Here is a 17861-nt window from a genome sequence, read left to right on the forward strand (position 1 = left end):
TAAGGGCTTTTTTTTGCTTTAAACTTAAAATCAAGCTATTTAAAACCATTTAAAAGCTAATTACTACTACATACAAAAAAAGCCCTAGAATATATATTCTAGGGCTTTTGGTGTTTTATATGGGTGTGTATGGTATAATGTTTAAATTATTGCTTAACAAGTCTATATATCCGTAGTAAATATTGTCTTGTGTATTTAATGTTAGTGTTTACTAATGTGTTAAAATATAAAAGGAGGGTAATATGTATTACCCTCCTTTTTTCTATAAGAATACTGTTGTTAATCTAATATTCTATACGGTATTTATAATCATTAAATTCCTAATGCTTGACCACCACCAATTTGAATTGTTTCTGCAGTAATGAAAGATGCATCTTTGCTTGCTAAGAAAGAGATTACACCAGCAACATCTTCAGGTTGACCTAATCTTCCTAACATAATATTATTTGCCCATGAAGCAAATACTTCAGGTTTAGTAGATTTAATTTGTGCATGAAATGGTGTATCAATAGTACCTGGTGATACAGCATTAACTCTTATGCCATATTCAGCCAAGTCTTTAGCTAATGCTCTTGTAATAGCGTGAACACCAGCTTTAGAGGTTCCGTATATACCAGCTCCTGGTCCACCTGCTGTCCATCCAGCATTAGAAGTGTAATTAATTATTGAAGGATGTTCTCCTTTTTTTAAGTATGGTATAGCTGCTCTAGAAGCAAAGAATACTGAATCTAAATTTAATGCCATAACAAACCTGTAAAATTCAGTTGTCATTTCCTCAAATCTAGATCTGCCACCTAAACCACCTGCATTGTTCACAAGCACGTCTATTCTTCCGTATTTTTCACCAATTTTTACAATATTTTCTGTTACTAGTTCTTCTTTTGTGACATCAAAACCTATATATTCTGCTGTTATACCTTCTTTAGAAAGTTCTGCAACCCTTTCAGCACCAGCGTTGTCATCAATTCCATTTAAAATAACTGTGTAGCCATCAGTTCCTAATCTTTTTGCTACTTCAAAACCTATACCACCTGTGGCACCTGTAACTATTGCTACTTTTCCTTTGTTTTTGCTCATTTTTATGTGTTTTATTTTTATTTATCCTGTTATGTTTAATTTTTAATTATTTTTTGGTTTTAGAGGTTCTATTTTTGGGCATAATATCCATACTGCTAAAAGAGCTATTATTGCTAATGCACCACCTATGATAAATGCTGGTATATAATTACCACCTGCAGTTATAAAAGTAACTAGTAACGTAAGTCCGGCTGCACAAAGTTTAGCAGCCATACCTGCAAATCCAGATAATGTACCTACTATTTTTCCACTAAAAAGGTCACTTGGTAATGTTTGTATGTTTCCAATTGCAATTTGAAATCCAAATAATAATATAGCCATAATTACAACTGCAATTAAAGCTGCAGTATTTCTGGCATTATTAATTTTTGATAGAGAGGCAAGAGCAGCAATTCCAGAATCTGACGGTGGTCCATATTTTGGTAATAAACGTTCTTCTTTTGTTGCTTCGGCTTTAGGTGTTTCCCAAACAGCAGATTGATATGCTTTCTTAAATCTAGGGTTAGATTTAATTTCATCAGTACTATTTCCAGCAATTTCTTCAATAAAATGTTTATCGGATTTTAAATCCTTGAATGCATCATTATCCATTATCTTTTTAACTTGTGGATCAGCCATTGTTAAAGCTGCAGATTCCTCAACTCCAAAAACTCCTAAAACTTGAGGCGCACCAGGGTATTTTAGTAGAATAAAACATGGAATCATTACTATACATCCCAGCGTAATAACATATTTACGAGTTTTGTCTACAGTCCATCCAAAATTAAGTTTCTTTTGGGCTAGTAAACCTCCATACCATGCACCAATCATTGCTCCTACATAAGGAACCCAAGCAGAGAAAGCTATTTCTTTTACATTCATTCCAAATACCTCAGATAGGTATATAGGAATCCAAACTATAAAAAGCCACCAAATAGGATCTAAAGCAGCAGAAGCAATTATTACGCCCCAGCTTTCTTTATGTTTAAGCAGTTTTCCTGTATCAGGTACATATCCATCATCATAATTTCCATCTTCATCAATATCTTGATTTTTTTGTCCAGAGAGTATATATTTTCTTTCATCTTCTGATAACCAAGGATGTGTTTTTGGAGCAGATTTTACAATATAAAGCCAAGGTAATAGCCATAATAAACCAAGAGCACCAACAACTATAAATATTAATTTCCAGTCTAAAAATGTTGATAATAATCCGATAACAGGATATGCTACTATACCACCAATTGCGGCTCCTGAATTAAAGACTCCTTGAGCAAGTGCTCTTTCTTTTGTAGGAAACCATTCAGCATTTGCCTTTGCTGCGCCAGGCCAATTACCAGCCTCTGCTACGCCTAAAATTGATCTAAAAATAGAAAAACTAAGCATTCCTTGGGCCAAAGCATGAAACATAGTTGCTATAGACCAAACTCCAATAGATATGGCAAACCCCATTCTTGTACCTATCCAATCAAAAATTTTACCAAATAGAGCTTGTCCACTGGCGTATGATATAATAAATACTGTTGATATGGTTCCGAATATAACTTTATGACCATCTTTATCCATTTCTGGAAATAAATCTTGGGCAATATCTGGCCATAGAGCTCCAAAAGCTTGTCTGTCTATGTAATTAACTACTGCTGCTAAAGCAACAAGTCCTACTACCCACCATCTTAATCCTTTTACCTTCATATTTTTATATATAAAAGGAGTGTATAGAGTATTTTAATTAGATTTTTAGGACTATTAATTACTAGTCATCTAATTATTTAACTTCCCTCCTTAATTTTATTCTTTAAAAAGATATTACGTGCAATATGTATCTTTTTAATAGTGTTATTTTATGTTATAGCAATATTGATATAATGCATTGAAGTGTTCCTTCATTTTTTGTTTACCTAATATTGGATCTTGTTTTTTTATAGCTTCATAAATTTCTGTATGCTCTTTAATTCCTTTAACTGTTTGATCTTTATCACAGACGTGATATTTTTCAAAATCTATAATTATTTGTGGTGTTATGGTTAACATAAAAGTGTTAATAGTACTATTACCACAAGCTTTTGCAATAGCTAAATGAAATAGTAAATCTTCTTGTACTGCATCTTCACCACTTAATGCTTTAGATTCGTAAGCAACTAAAGCTGCTTTTATATTTTTTAAATCTTCTTCAGTTCTTCTTAAAGAAGCCAAACGAACAGTTTTTAATTCTAGTAAAATTCTTGTTTCAACTAAAGATTTAAAGTCTTGACTTTCTAACCTTAGTATGTCATCTATCATTCCGTTTAAAGCAATAACACCAATATTAGCGACAAAAGTTCCGCTCTGCGGAATTGATTTTAGTAGACCATAGAATTCTAATTTTTGAATTGCGTCTCTTACATTACTTCTGCTAACTTCAAATTTATCAGACAGCATACGCTCAGAAGGTAATTTGTCTCCTGGCTCCAAATTTTTTAAATTAATAAGATCTCTAATATTACTAATTATAGAGTTCTGTATTTGTTTGCTATCATTTGTTGGTTGTGCTTCTAACTTCATAATAAAAATTATTAACTTTTAAATGGTCTTAAACTAGCATTAAATATTAAATGTTTACTTAAGATCAAAAATAGTTAAGTTTTATTAGCTGCTATTGATTTTTAGTGTTTGTTAACACCAGAACTATAAAGCACTGGTGATAACAAAAACTAGAACTAACTCTACGTATTACACGTAACTTAACTAAAACTTATTCTGTAATATTTAATTCATAATATTTAACTTTTGCATAAGAGTTTTTGTCTCTTGACTGAAAATAATTACCAGCTTTAAAATAGTTTTCAAAAACACCCCATTTTTTCATATGTATGTTTTCATATACTTTAAATTCATTGTTATTTAAAGAAACAATCATTTTTCCTTCAGATACTTTAACTTCTAGTGTGAATTTTTTAAAACCAACTTCTTCATCAAACGTGTGTCCTTCATCGTCAGTCCAAGCAGTTTCGTGTAAAATTTCAGTATTGGTTAAACTTAAACTCTTTAATTTTTTTGTTTTTACTCTAATTTTTCCATTCTGCCAATAAATTTTTAGCATTGGAGGAGCATTATTATCTTTTTGACCAATTAATTCTTTTTGTTGGTTAGTAAGTCTGCCGTGTATTTGCATAATGATGGTTTTGTGATATTTACCATTACTATCTTTAGAAATATCTTCTACAGCAAGCTTACCTTTTAACTCTCTACCTTGTTTAAATGTCCAATTAACGTTATTACTGCCTGGTTGCATTTGTTCTCTAAGTTCTGTTCTAGAGTACTTAGTGTTTGCAGTAGTAGCGTTGCTAGGGTAGGCATAAAAAACAAGCGCACCAGAAACAGAGTCATTATACATAAATGGCATTAGTGTTTTGTTTGTGGCATAATTAATTATTTCTGGAGGCTCTATTTCTGTAGGCTTACCAATAGGTAAAGTAACTTTCCAGTGACTTAAATCTATTTCTGGCAACTTGTATTTTTTCTTTTTTCTTTTTTTCTTTTTAGTAATTTTAGTATCCGTTTCTACTACGCTGCTTTTTGCGGTTTGACAAGCAGCGGTAGTAGTAAGAAATACAATTGATAGTATAGTTATTATTTCTTTACGGAAATTCTTCATTTTTTTAATATTATGGAGCTGGTACAATACTAATATTATCTACGTAAGTATCACCTGTACTAACATTATCTATCCAAATAGCAATTTCACCAGTAGCGTTTGCTTCAAACTCAAAAGTTACTTCTGTAAAATTATTTTTTCCTAGAGCAACATCTCCATCAGCTTCAGCAATAAAACCAGTAGCTTCTAGTTCACTAGCATTATCCATCCATCCGTTAAGTATACCAACTCTTACTTTATCTCCATCGTTTTTAAGTGCATAATGAAATGTTACAACATATTTTGCATTAGGCGTAACTGTTAAAGCTTGGTAAGACGCTCTATCATTACCTTCTCCTGTAGCAGGATATTTTGCTCCTTGAGTTTTTCCTGATGAGCTATCAAAAGGAACTGCATAAGCACCATCTGAACTTGTTTGGTGTACAGTTGCTCCTAAAATTCGCCAACAGTTAGTACCGTCGTTTTTTGGATCTTTAGGGGTTCCGTCTGCTTGTATAAATACACATCCAAGAGTATCACCGCCTTCTTCTGTACCATCTTCAAAAGCCCATTCTGAAATTACGGGTGTGATGACTGTTGGAACTTCTGGTTCTACAACTGTAATTGTTTCTGTATAAACACTTTCTACTCCTAGGTTGTCTGAGGCTGTTAATGTTACAACAAAATCGCCTTCTCCAGGAAAAGTGTGTTCTGGTTCTACTTCTGTAGACGTAACTACTTCTCCTGAATTATGTACAAACTCCCAGTTGTATTGTGTAGCACTGTTAGATTGATTACTAAATGTATATGTTTTCCAGGCATCATCTGAACCAGTGTTTTGACTTGCAGCAAAAAATGCTGTCGGAGGAGTTAAATCTTCAATTGAAGCTGTGTCTGCAATATCATACTCTAAATCACAAGAAGAAAAAGATATGATTAGTAAAAAGACTGCAGTTAATAGTCCTGCAGAGCTTTTTAATTTATTAGTATTTCTATTATTTTTCATAATTATATGTTTAAACTATAGTTTTTTAGTAACCAGGGTTTTGTGTTAATACACCTTTACTTAAGCCTATTTCTCTTTGTGGAATAGGTAATAACAAGTCTGTAGAAGAAAAACTATATCCATTTTCTGTAGCAAATTCTGATAAAACATTTACAGCTTCTCCCATTCTAATTAAATCAAACAAACGTTTGTTCTCAAACGCAAGTTCTACACGTCTTTCATTTAGCAATTCTTCTTTTGTAATAACACCGTCTTCATCATCAGGTAAGCCAGCTCTATTTCTAATAGAGTTAAATGATGTAAGTGCATTTGAGTTAGAGGTAGATTCACCACCACCTAAAATGGCTTCTACATGAAGTAAAACAACATCTGCGTATCTTAAAACAATCCAATCATTACCAGCAGCTTGTGCATCAGAACTAAAAGTTCTTCCGTTGTCTCCACCGCTTTCTCCGTTTGGCAAATATTTAATTGCTTGGTTTTCTGTAGGCTGAAAAGGGTCTACTCTGTATGTATATTGAGTTCTGTCTCCACCCATTTCTTCTAACGCAGCAACAACATCTGTAGTAGCGTAGTTTACGCCACTAGTTCTGCCAACAGAGTTTAACCATTCTGCAGAAAAATTTTGACTGTTATTATTGTCTCCTTGTTCATAACCAATAGCAAAAATAACTTCGTTATTAAGTTCAGAGAAGAAGATATCACTGTAATTGGTTAATAAACTATAACCTCTTGCAGGGTTCATAACTTCCTCGCAAAGCAATTGCGCTTGTGCATAGTTAGGAGTTGGTAGAGATAAATATACTTTAGCTAGTAAGCCTTGTGCAGCAGCTTTAGAAGCTCTGTCTTTATAAGTATCATCTAAATTATCTACAGCAGTTTGTAAGTCTGCAACAATTACATTGTAAATTTCTGCAGAGTTAACTCTTGTAAAAGCTGTTTCTGTATCTAATGGTGCAATAACGTTAGTAACTAAAGGAACATCGCCATATAAACGAACCAAATTAAAGTATGCGTAAGCTCTTAAAAACTTAGCCTCACCTTCAATTTTACCAGCAGTAGCTTCTGATGCAGAACCAATGTTATCTAAAACAACATTTGCTCTAAAAATTACATCGTAAAAACTTCTGTAATAATCAGCTACAATACCGTTAGTAGCTTCTATAGCAAAACTTTCAAACTGTGCAGCTTCTCCTTCTTGACTTTTTGTTCTTGTATTATCACTACGCATTTCTGTAACGTAAAACTCTACTTGTGTTGCGTGGTTTAAGTTAGAGTTTGTAAGCTTGGATGCATTTACACCTTGCAAACCGTCGTAAATATTAATTATTGCAGCTTCTAATTCTTCATCGTTAGAATAAAAAGCATCTCCGCTTGTACCAGTTTTTAGTTCTGGTGATAAAAATGAATCTTCACAAGATACAGAGAAAATTGTAATGACTATTAATGTTAAAAATTTAAGTTTTTTCATGATTATATATTTTTAAATTAGTAGTTTAAAATTCTATGTTTAAACCTGCTGAGATTGTACTGAATACTGGAGAACCAGCTCTTTGGTAACCATAAGTGGTTGCAGATGTAGTATTAATAGACTCTGGGTTAAAACCAGTATAGTCATCTGCTGTTAGGTACATTATGTTTTGTGCAGATACATAAATTCTTGCGCTTCTAATTTTTAATTGAGATGCAACATCTTTACTAAAGTTATACCCAAGGTTAATATTACGTAATGCTATGTATGAAGCATCTTGAATAATGTCATTAGTAAATATTTTTTGTTTAATAAATTCTTGATTAGGAGTAGTTAATACATAATCTCCTGTAGGACCAGTTACAAAATCTTGAGAACTGTTAAAGTGGTTAAATATGTATTGGTCTCCCATATTTCTAATTTCTGCTCCGTGGCTACCTTGAAACATAAAACTAAAATCAAAATTGCCTATTTTAAAGTCGTTAGATACACTCCACACAAATTCTGGGTAAGGATTTCCTAATATAGTTTTATCATCATCATCAATAATGCCATCACCATTTAAATCTTTCACATAAACATCTTGTGCTTCACCGCCTACTGGGTGAAAAGGATTGTTTAAAAATTCTAAAGGAATGTCTCTTTCTACAACCCACCCGTAAAAAGATGAGATAGGGTTACCTTCTAAATTTATCCATTCTGAAGCTCTTTTAGAATCTACATTTTGTATTTGTCCGTTAGAGTCAGCAAAATCTGTTAATTCATTTTTATTGGTAGATGTAATAAAAGTTGTTGTCCATTTAAATTTAGGACCAGCAACGTTTCTAGTTCTTAGTTCAACTTCTACACCAGAGTTTTCTACCTCTCCAATATTTACAAGAGCATTAGTAAAACCAGTTGTAGAGGCAATTGGGTTATTTAGTAGTAGTTGGTCACTAGTTCTTTTATAGTAATCTACAGAACCAGATAAAATATTACCAAAGAAACCAAAGTCTACCCCAGGGTTAAACTCTACTTGTCTTTCCCATTTTAAATCTGGATTAGATATATTTAAAGGGTTAGCAGCATTTGTAACCACACCACCTGTAACACCAGAGGCAATAGAATTGTCTATTAAAGATAGGTAAGGGTAGTTGTTAATTAAGTTATTACCGGTTCTAAAAGAGTTGTTACCAGTTACACCATAACTAACTCTAAATTTAAGGTTATTAACTACATCACTATTTTTTAAGAAGTTTTCTCTAGAGATGTTCCAACCTAAAGAACCTGCAAAGAAGTTACCATATTTATTGTTTGGACCAAATACAGAAGCACCATCTCTTCTAAAACTAAAAGAAGCTAAGTATTTGTCTGAATACGCATAATTTACTCTTGTAAAGAATGATAGTAATGTACTTTCGTACTCTTCTTCATATTCATTAGTAATGTCATCTCTGTTAATGTAACGAGAACTATCATCTGTATAACCTTGTGAGCTAATAGTTTCAAATTCTGTTTTATATTGTTCACCAGATGCACCTAATACTATGCCAAGATCATGCTTATCAAAAGTTTTGTTGTATGATAATACATTATCTAAAGCTAAGTGTTGTGTTCTGGTATTTGTACTATCTAACTGAGCAGCACTTGCTCCGTTTCTGTTAGCCTCTACACCTTGCCATCTTTGTTGTCTGTATCTTTGGTAATCACCAGAAAGTGTAGTTTTAAAGCTTAAATCGTCATTAATTTTGTATTTAGCATAAAAGCTACCAAGAATTTTACTTCTAAAATCTCTACGGTCTCTTTCTAGTACTTTTGCAGCAGGGTTAGTGTTAGAAGTGTTACTAATACTTGTACCTCCACTGTCTGCAGGAGCACCAGCATCTAAATCATACCCATCAAAATGGTATTGTAAAGCATAATCGCCAACTTGTACGTCTGCCCATTTACCACCATCTTGCACTCTGTTTACAAATTGTATAGTGTTTTCATCATGGTAAACTGGTAGCCATGAAGGTTGTCTTAAAATATCATGTGTACTACCATCAAAACGTCTACGTTCTGTGTAAGAAGGAGTAGCACTAAGACCAATTGTTAAGTTATCTGTAACATCATAATCTAATCTAACTTTTACACTGTATTTTTTAAAATCATCAGTAAGTAAAACCCCTTCATCATGGTTGTAGTTTAGGTTTGTACTAAATCTTAATTTATCATTACCACCTCTAATACCTAAAGAGTGGTTTGTAATAATACCACCATCAAAAATAATTTCTTGCCAGTTGGTATCTACGCCAATTAACTGTTTGTATCTTGTACGGTCTGAAAGTGTATGTGTAAACTGTAATTCTGCAGCGGCAGTTTCTGCTACTGTAGAGTAGTAAGCATCACTCTGTCTTGCTGTTTTAACACCAGTTAATGTAGAGTAGCTAAACCTAGTTTCACCCGATTTACCAGATTTTGTAGTAATTTGTATAATACCATTACCACCTCTAGAACCATAAATAGCACCAGAAGCTGCATCTTTTAAAATTTCAAAAGATTCAACGTCATTCATATCTAAAGAACCCAAATAGTCATTAGGAACCACAACACCATCTACAACAACTAGTGGTCCAGAGTTACCTGTAATAGAACCTGTTCCTCTAATTCTAATTGTAGGATCAGAACCAGCTTCACCTTCTGTAGCTTGTATGTTAACACCAGATACTTGACCTACTAAGGCATCATCTACCCTAGAAACAGCAATTTGTCCTAAATCTTCGTTTACTACTTTAGAAATAGAACCTGTTAGGTGAGATTTTTTTTGTGTACCATAACCAATAACCACAACTTCATCTAACTTACTAGCATCTTCATCTAAAGTAACATTAATGGTAGTTTGGTCTGCTACAGTAATACTTTTAGTAATAAATCCAATAAAAGAAAATTGAAGAACATCACCTTTTTTAGCTTTAATTTCATAGTTGCCATCAAAATCTGTAGTTGTGCCTGTAGCAGTATTTTTAATGATAATGTTTACTCCTAAAATAGGTAAGTTGTCTGCAGAAGAGACTACCGTACCTTTTATAGGAAAGCTTTCTTGAGCTATAGTTATAGCACTACAAAATAGTGTCATAACCAAAATTAGCTTTGTTTTTAAGTTCATAATTAATTGTTTAGTTTAATTGAGTTAATAGTGTTCTGTAGTAACTTAAAAACCATTTCTCTAGGCTAAAAGCAAATAATCATTACTTTTGTAAAGAATATGTTTTTATACTACATATTTATTACTTCCCTCCAAAGAAGTATTTGTAAAAGGATAGGCGTGCACCTATCCTTTTTTTGTGCTCTATTTAAATTTGGTTAACCAAACTGGTTAACCAGTTTATACTTTTCGAATATATGTAAAAATTTTGTTAAAAAAAAATTAAATACACATTAATAAGTTTTTTTGTAAAACTCTCTGTATTAGGATAAAAGACATTTCATTTTTTTTCATATAGATAAAATTAAGTTAGTTATAAGTGTATGGACCTACCCAGTTAAATTCATTATCATTAATTGTAATTGAATGTGCTGTAGTTTTGTCTGGGTTTGTATTAGAAAAAATAAATAGTTTAGACTGTTTATTATTGTTTGTAATGCGTATAGCTGTATAGTCTTTAGTATTTAAAAGGGTTTCTATTTTAGCAATACTACTGTAAGCATTTACAGAGAACTCTGATACAGGACTGTAGCTACCATGTGCTTCTATGGCATTTACGTATAATGCGTTTTTAGTATTAGTTTTTCTAATGATTAAAGTAGGATCTCTTCTTAAATTATATTCTGGATCGTTAGCACCAATTCTGGCAAAAATAATTTTGTCTGTTGCTTGTGTAGCAGAAGTTAATGTGTAAAATACATTATTGTGCATCCAATTAAATTTTAAGTTACTATTTGGTGCGTCTGCTAAAGCCTCTACAAATAAATGTTGATAGCCATTTTTGTCTCCTAATGTTTTTAATGTAGCTTGTTGTGTATACTTAAAATTTGTTTGCATTATTTGCCCCTTGTAATAGAAAGGCAAATCGTATTTGTTTGTTGATGTACCAATAACATTAAAAATATCTAAAACAAATGGTTGTTTAATAAAAGAAGAGTCTGTCACTATAGCCATAGTCCTGTGTAACTCTGTGCCAGGGTATGCGTTATTTTCTTTAGCGCTAACCACTTTAATTTTTTCAGAAATATTAAATAAGTATTGGTTAGAGTGGTTTTTGCTACCTATACTATACTTGCCATTAAAATGAGAAGTTTCATTTTGTATAACGGTATTATGCGCTATTGTTTGTTTTGCCCAAGTAGTATTTTCTTTTAAGTAGTTACCGCCACCTTTTTGTTCTATATTAACAAACCTTGCCAAGCCATAATCTTGTATAACCTCTGTACCATTATTATACATAAAAAAAGATAACTTGTCATAATGACCGTGACTAAGACCTTGTGCTGTATATTTAAAAATAACCTCTAAATTATTATTGCGTAATATACTTATGCCACCTTGGTTGCCATTTGAGCCATCTCTTAAAGTAATAGATTTTTTTCTAAAAGGTTTATCTAAATTGTTTTTTAAACCCAATGCTACTGCTAAACCTGTATCGTCTAAATTTACTTTATTTTGTTTTTTTGCAATACTTAATAGTTCTGGGTTATTGCCTCCGTAATGGTAAGCAATATCTACAGCTGTTACTAATTCTCTGGAGTAGTAAGACATTCCTTTTTGTGCATCATTAATTGTGTAAAACTCTCCGTCTTTATCAGTTAGGTTAATTAATGCTTCTACAGCTTTTGTTAGTACTGCATTTTTATGTTCAAAAATTTTAAGTTCAGGTTTTTTATTTTCTAGTGCTTGTGCAAAAATTAAAAATGGGTACATAGCATACCTTTGGTAATAAGGACCTTCAGTATAATATCCGTCAGGAGAAAATGGTTCATCTAAGTTTGCTAAAAAACCAACTTTCTGATCTTTATTTTTTATAAATCCACCATCATCATCTTTTAAATTAGCCGCAATAGAATCTGTTTTTAGTCCGTATAGAGCTTTTTGTAATAGCTCATCATTATCCATTACAAGAGCAATCATTCCTACAGCAACATTACCCCAGGTACTATGGTTGTGTACTCTATTAAAAAACTGTGGATTTTTTTCTGATATAAAATTGGCAAACGGAATAAATAAATCATTTTCTAAATGTTCTCTTTCTTCTTTTGATAACCAATTATAGATACAATCGTATGCTTGGCTAGCATATACCAACCAGTTAGAATCATTTAAACACTGCCAAAAAAGTTTTCCTCTTGCATAAGATCTTTCTTGTGGGTGTAAAGGAAGAGTAGGGTATAATTTTGCGTACTCTAAAAACATATCTCTTACATATACAGCATATTTTTCATCATCTAAAATTTGATAAAGCACACCAGCTTTTTGTAGTATTAGAAAGTTTTTTTTGTGCTGTTCATGCGTATAACCTCCAGAAAAATCTTTAGGAATAGGAACAGCAATACCTTTACTAATCTCTGCATCTACATCTTGTTTAACATCTTCTAAAGTTTTATCAAACAAAGGAATTGTTCCTAACTGTGCTTTAATATTTTTTACGCCTTTTTGGGTAAGTATTAAACTAGGGTGGCTTGCAGTATTTTGTTCTACATTATTTTTAATGGCAGCTTTATTATCTTTTTTGCAAGCAAAAAGAAAACATATTAAAATAAAGCATATATATTTTTTTACAATCATTATCTAGTTATTACTAATTAATCCTAAATTTTTGCCATCTGTACCTTTATTTAAAAGGTCAGAATTTTTAGATAATGTATAAGTACCTTCTTTAAATTTAGGATCTAATGTCCATAGGTTTTTAACATTGTATTTTTGATCACCAGTAACTTCTAAACCATCAGATTTGTAAAAATTATTGTTTAAAATATCTACTATTGGCTCACCAACAACTAAATGCATTTTTAACGATTTTGTGTTGTTAAATATATTGTTGGTAATAGTATTTACTTGCACACCATATAAGTTAATTGCAGCATTGTATTTATTTCTTTTACCGTAACCAATAGCGTCAAAAGTGTTATGGTCTAATTCTAAAAACGGACCAAAAGTACTTTCATCCTTACCACCTCTGTGTAAACTTAAAACAGCACCATTTACATTGTTAAAACTATTATTTTTTAAGATTACATATTCTGCATTATAGATACCAATATCTTCAGTTTCTTTATCTAAAGCCAAAACGTTACCACTAATAGTATTAAATTTTGAATTTTTAATACTAATTGTGTCTGCAAATGTGTTTTTGTAAACCATTACAGCATCAAAAGAATGGTTAACATCTAAGTTTACAAAGTCACAATTATCTATAAACAATTTGTAATTTTTGTTCATTGAGTATTTACTAGTAGTAATTACAGAATTTCCTGTTCTGTCTGGGGCGCTTTCACCATCAAAATTAATTCCAGTTAATTTTAAGCTGCCTCCATTGTTAATTTCAAATAAGGTTTTCTTTTCAAATAAAATAGTAGGTTTTTTATCTGAATTAGAAAGGATAGTAATAGGATGATTTATAGCTATAGTTTTTGATAAAGTATAAGTTTCGCCAGCAGTAAGCTCTACTACGTCTCCGGCTGAAGAATTATTTACAGCTTCAAACAAAGTATTTAAACCTGGTTCTACTGTAATTTTTTTACCAGTACCAAAGGCAACAGCAGTATTTTTTTTAGAGTACCAGTTAACACCTGTATCTTCTTTTTTAAGAATTTCACCTGGTAATTTAGCACCAGCTCTTAAGTTAGAGTTAGCAGGAACTAGCAATCCGTCTGTATTTTTTACCCACTCAATATCTTTACTTACAAACCCAGTATCAGTAATTGGTTTTATGTTTTTACTAATAATGTTATTTGTAAATGTAATACCATTAATATCATCATAAACCGTAAAAATTGAATCTTTACTCTCATTATAAAAAATATTATTTTCCATAACAGAGTTTACAGGAGGAGCACTACGTTCTTCATCACTACCTGCACATAACTGAATGTGGTTACTATTAACAAAAGTGTTATTTTTTACAACAGCATCTTTAACTTGGTCATACCTATTAATAGGAGAATTGTAAATTCCGTTCATAATAACAAAAGCACCTCTAAAACGGTAACCAGTTAATCCAATACCATAATTATTTATAACAGTTTGCTCACCATTAATAATTCTAATACCACCTGTGCTAGGTTTATTGTTGCCAATAAATATGTTGCCATCTACCATAGTTCTGTTACCGTGGCGCATAGTTAATGTACCTGTACACTCATAAAAAACATTGTTTTTGTATGTGTTTTGACATGATTTGTTAGAGATTATTTCATGTTCTCCGTTACACCTATCAAAATAATTATTTTCTACAATAGTATTAGAGTTTGTTCTAGAAAAATGGCTAGTTCCAATACGTAAAGTCTCACCACCGTTAGAGCCTAAGTTTTGTCTAGGTCCAAAATAGTTGTGATCTATTTTATGATTGTTGTTTTGACTTTCTTTAGAATTTAACCTAACCGTCATGGTAACACCTCTATTTTTTTTACCAGTTAAATGGTTGTGGTCAATTCGGTTATTTTTACCGTATATAGCAACCCAAGTATCTGGTTCGTGACGTTCTGGGTTACTAAAATTATCTATAACACATTCTGTTAGTCTAGTGTTATTTGCAAGAGTTTTAGCATTTTGTTTAAAAGAGATAACTTCATTAGTGGGAGTATAACCATTTTTAAATACCAAACCATTAATAATTAAGTGTTCACCTGCAATACGTAAGTTACTTTGCCCTTCTAAAGTTACCTTACCTTTTTCTTCTACAGTTAAAGTTATTGGCTTTTCTGCTGTGCCTTTTGCAGCAAAAAGTAATTCGGTATTGTTCCATACGCCATTAGCCAGTGTAATTACATCTCCAGGTTGTGCATTTTTTACAGCAGTGTTAAATTGTTGTAAAGTAGCTACGGTATTCTTTTTTTGTGTGCATGATGTAATACTAAAAAGTAGTATAAAAGCTAAGTATAATGTATGTTTTTGCATAAAATATAAAATTGGTTAACCAGATTGGTTTACCAAATATATATATTATAAATTAAAAATGTAATTTATTGACTGTTAAATTACTAATAGTGTAAAAAAATAAATAAAAAAATACGTAGTTGCTAATGGGTTATTAAGGTGTTATTTTTTTATTATTGCATTGTTAATACTGGCGTGCTAGAGGATTGTACGCTAGTAATTTATAGAATACCTAAAAATGAAGAATTTTAACTCTATAACAGAATATCAGTTTTAAGTTATAAAATATTGTTTTATAACTTTTATAATTGACCTTATATAAATACAATGTTACAATTTAAGGTAGTGACTAAAATATAAATTTGCATTTATAAATATTTAATAAATTATGATAATTAATAACACTAAAAAACGCCTATAGAAATTTTTATTCTATAGGCGTTATATATACTTAATACCTTAAATTAAAAATCAATTTTAAGTCCAATAGGGCAGTGGTCAGATCCCATAATGTCAGAGAAAACAGTTACCTCTTTAACTTTGTCTTTTATAGATTGGCTTACTAAAAAATAATCTATACGCCAACCGGTATTGCGTTCTCTAGATTTAAAACGGTAGCTCCAAAACGTATAAACAACTTCATCTGGGTGTAGCATTCTAAAAGAATCTACAAAACCATCAGCTATAAAATTGTTCATACCATCAATTTCTGTTTGTGTATAACCAGCAGTTTTATTGTAGTTACTTTTATCATTTTTTAGGTCTATTGCTTTGTGTGCTACGTTAAAATCGCCACAAGCAATTACAGGCTTTTTCTTTTCTAAATTTTTTAAATAGTCTAAAAAGTCTTTATCCCACTGTTTTCTGTACTCTAACCTATCTAATTTTTGACCAGAATTAGGTACGTAAACATTTACCAAGTAAAAATTTTCATACTCAGTACAAAGTACTCTACCTTCAGTATCGTGTGCTTCTATACCAATATCTGCTTTAATAGTAAGGGGTTTTGTGCTACTTAATGTTGCAGTACCAGAATAGCCTTTTTTATTGGCAGAGTTAGATGCTAAACTAAAGTTTTCTAATGGAGAAAGTGCCTTGGCAACCTCATTATCTTGTGCTTTAGTTTCTTGAATACAAAGTATATCTGGATTCATATATTTTACAGATTCAAAAAACTCTTTTTTTACTACAGCGCGTACACCATTTACATTCCAAGATATTATGTGCATTAGTCGTTACTTTATGGGTTAAAATAAAATATTGTATTTCTAGGATGAAATTAAAAAATTGAATTGGTTTAACCTCAAAAATAAAAGTATTTTAAGAGAGATTATTTTTAATGTGAAGTAACAAGTGCTTAATATTGTATTTTAGAAAAGTAGATTATGAAGATTGATAAGTTTGTACTGTTTATAATTGTAGCAATTGTTTTGGCCTATTTTTTTCCAGAACTGGGAGTAAAACAGGTTATAAATACAATTAGTAGTGTTGGTATATCTTTAATTTTCTTTTTTTACGGATTAAAATTAAGTCCGTCTAAGTTAAAAGCTGGTTTAAAGAATTGGAAACTGCATATTTTAGTGCAAGTAGCTACCTTTATATTGTTTCCTCTTTTGGTATTAATAGTTAAACCATTTTTACTAAACCAAGAGCAAGAAACTATTTGGCTTGCATTCTTTTTTTTAGCAGCATTACCATCTACAGTATCTTCATCTGTTGTAATGGTTTCTATAGCAAAAGGTAATATGCCTGCAGCTATTTTTAATGCAAGTATATCTGGCATTATAGGGATTTTAGTTACACCCTTATGGATGGGGTTATTTGTTACTAATGACCAAACAAGTTTTAATTTTATAGATATTTATACAAAGCTAATTGTACAAATAATATTGCCTGTAGTATTAGGTTTATTGTTGCAACGTTACCTTGGTACATTTGCACAAAAACACAGTAGTAAAATTACATTGTTTGACAAGTCTATTATATTATTAATAATTTACAAAAGTTTTGCGTCATCCTTTACAAATAATATTTTTAGTACAGTCTCTGCATTAGATTTGGTACTACTTTTAGCAGGTGTATTGGTTCTTTTTACCATTACTTACTTTAGTACAGGCTTTATAGCTACAAAGCTTAATTTTAATATAGAAGATAAAATTACGGCTCAGTTTTGCGGCACAAAAAAATCATTAGTACATGGTACTGTTTTTTCTAAAATAATATTTGGTAATATGGCAGCAATAGGCATTATATTACTGCCTATAATGCTTTTTCACGCAACACAAATTTTAATAATAAGTGTAATTGCAAGCAAACTAGCAAAAAGAAAAGTATAAAAAAACCTAGCGCATAATGGCTAGGTTATTTATTTACTCACTGTCTATAATTTCTTCAATTGTTTTGGCTAGTACAAAGTCCTTTTCTGTAACTCCACCTGCATCATGAGTGTTTAAGCGTATAGTTAGCGTGTTGTATACATTGGTCCAGTCTGGGTGATGACCTTGCAATTCACATTCAAAAGCAATACGTGTCATTACACAAAAGGTTTCTTTAAAATTTTTAAACTCAAAAGTAGTTTCTAAAGCACCATCAGTATAATCCCAACCATCTAAATTGTTTAATTTACTTGTTATTTCTTCAGTTGTATATTTTTGCATCTGTATAA

General features: G+C 31.3%; 12 protein-coding genes. 1 reads left to right on the forward strand and 11 read right to left on the reverse strand.

The window, feature by feature from the left end:
- Nucleotides 1-312 precede the first annotated feature (312 nt).
- The 10 genes from KLA_RS15695 to KLA_RS15740 form a co-directional block, all read right to left on the reverse strand.
- Entirely contained in the window at nucleotides 313-1077 is a 765-nt protein-coding gene (locus KLA_RS15695) for an SDR family NAD(P)-dependent oxidoreductase (RefSeq protein ID WP_034646921.1), read from the reverse strand.
- Nucleotides 1078-1119: 42 nt separating this feature from the next.
- A complete protein-coding gene (locus KLA_RS15700; protein ID WP_034646922.1) occupies nucleotides 1120-2748 on the reverse strand; it encodes an MFS transporter in 1629 nt (542 codons plus the stop codon).
- 144 nt (nucleotides 2749-2892) lie between these two features.
- Nucleotides 2893-3597, reverse strand: coding sequence for a FadR/GntR family transcriptional regulator (locus tag KLA_RS15705; protein ID WP_034646924.1), 705 nt, complete (start codon nucleotides 3595-3597; stop codon nucleotides 2893-2895).
- Between the two features lie 190 nt (nucleotides 3598-3787).
- Nucleotides 3788-4690, reverse strand: a complete 903-nt coding sequence (locus KLA_RS15710) for a polysaccharide lyase family 7 protein (RefSeq protein WP_034646926.1) — start codon at nucleotides 4688-4690, stop codon at nucleotides 3788-3790.
- Between the two features lie 10 nt (nucleotides 4691-4700).
- A complete protein-coding gene (locus KLA_RS15715) occupies nucleotides 4701-5675 on the reverse strand; it encodes a PKD domain-containing protein (RefSeq protein ID WP_013619881.1) in 975 nt (324 codons plus the stop codon).
- 25 nt (nucleotides 5676-5700) lie between these two features.
- Nucleotides 5701-7146 (reverse strand): RagB/SusD family nutrient uptake outer membrane protein, encoded by a 1446-nt coding sequence (locus tag KLA_RS15720; protein WP_013619880.1) that lies wholly within the window; start codon nucleotides 7144-7146, stop codon nucleotides 5701-5703.
- A 25-nt stretch (nucleotides 7147-7171) separates the two neighbouring features.
- Nucleotides 7172-10273, reverse strand: coding sequence for a SusC/RagA family TonB-linked outer membrane protein (locus KLA_RS15725; protein WP_013619879.1), 3102 nt, complete (start codon nucleotides 10271-10273; stop codon nucleotides 7172-7174).
- Between the two features lie 348 nt (nucleotides 10274-10621).
- Entirely contained in the window at nucleotides 10622-12886 is a 2265-nt protein-coding gene (locus KLA_RS15730; RefSeq protein WP_034646928.1) for an alginate lyase family protein, read from the reverse strand.
- 3 nt (nucleotides 12887-12889) lie between these two features.
- The gene (locus KLA_RS15735; protein WP_034646930.1) at nucleotides 12890-15217 is read right to left on the reverse strand and encodes a chondroitinase-B domain-containing protein; all 2328 of its coding nucleotides are present in this window, start codon (nucleotides 15215-15217) and stop codon (nucleotides 12890-12892) included.
- 443 nt (nucleotides 15218-15660) lie between these two features.
- Entirely contained in the window at nucleotides 15661-16425 is a 765-nt protein-coding gene (locus tag KLA_RS15740) for an exodeoxyribonuclease III (protein ID WP_034646932.1), read from the reverse strand.
- Between the two features lie 156 nt (nucleotides 16426-16581).
- On the opposite strand from KLA_RS15740, the gene KLA_RS15745 reads away from it, so the two are divergent.
- Entirely contained in the window at nucleotides 16582-17532 is a 951-nt protein-coding gene (locus tag KLA_RS15745) for a bile acid:sodium symporter family protein (RefSeq protein ID WP_034646934.1), read from the forward strand.
- A gap of 33 nt (nucleotides 17533-17565) precedes the next feature.
- Here KLA_RS15745 and KLA_RS15750 read toward each other — a convergent pair whose 3' ends face one another.
- On the reverse strand, nucleotides 17566-17853 hold the full coding sequence (locus tag KLA_RS15750; RefSeq protein ID WP_013619874.1) for a 4a-hydroxytetrahydrobiopterin dehydratase: 288 nt from the start codon (nucleotides 17851-17853) through the stop codon (nucleotides 17566-17568).
- Nucleotides 17854-17861: the final 8 nt, after the last annotated feature.

This window comes from Cellulophaga geojensis KL-A (assembly GCF_000568425.1).
GTDB classification, from domain to species: Bacteria; Bacteroidota; Bacteroidia; order Flavobacteriales; family Flavobacteriaceae; genus Cellulophaga; species Cellulophaga lytica.

Bases quoted from the DNA above. Each gene is read 5' to 3' on its own strand.
- KLA_RS15695 (WP_034646921.1), bottom strand. From the start codon at position 1,077: ATGAGCAAAAACAAAGGAAAAGTAGCAATAGTTACAGGTGCCACAGGT.
- KLA_RS15700 (WP_034646922.1), bottom strand. From the start codon at position 2,748: ATGAAGGTAAAAGGATTAAGATGGTGGGTAGTAGGACTTGTTGCTTTA.
- KLA_RS15705 (WP_034646924.1), bottom strand. From the start codon at position 3,597: ATGAAGTTAGAAGCACAACCAACAAATGATAGCAAACAAATACAGAAC.
- KLA_RS15710 (WP_034646926.1), bottom strand. From the start codon at position 4,690: ATGAAGAATTTCCGTAAAGAAATAATAACTATACTATCAATTGTATTT.
- KLA_RS15715 (WP_013619881.1), bottom strand. From the start codon at position 5,675: ATGAAAAATAATAGAAATACTAATAAATTAAAAAGCTCTGCAGGACTA.
- KLA_RS15720 (WP_013619880.1), bottom strand. From the start codon at position 7,146: ATGAAAAAACTTAAATTTTTAACATTAATAGTCATTACAATTTTCTCT.
- KLA_RS15725 (WP_013619879.1), bottom strand. From the start codon at position 10,273: ATGAACTTAAAAACAAAGCTAATTTTGGTTATGACACTATTTTGTAGT.
- KLA_RS15730 (WP_034646928.1), bottom strand. From the start codon at position 12,886: ATGATTGTAAAAAAATATATATGCTTTATTTTAATATGTTTTCTTTTT.
- KLA_RS15735 (WP_034646930.1), bottom strand. From the start codon at position 15,217: ATGCAAAAACATACATTATACTTAGCTTTTATACTACTTTTTAGTATT.
- KLA_RS15740 (WP_034646932.1), bottom strand. From the start codon at position 16,425: ATGCACATAATATCTTGGAATGTAAATGGTGTACGCGCTGTAGTAAAA.
- KLA_RS15745 (WP_034646934.1), top strand. From the start codon at position 16,582: ATGAAGATTGATAAGTTTGTACTGTTTATAATTGTAGCAATTGTTTTG.
- KLA_RS15750 (WP_013619874.1), bottom strand. From the start codon at position 17,853: ATGCAAAAATATACAACTGAAGAAATAACAAGTAAATTAAACAATTTA.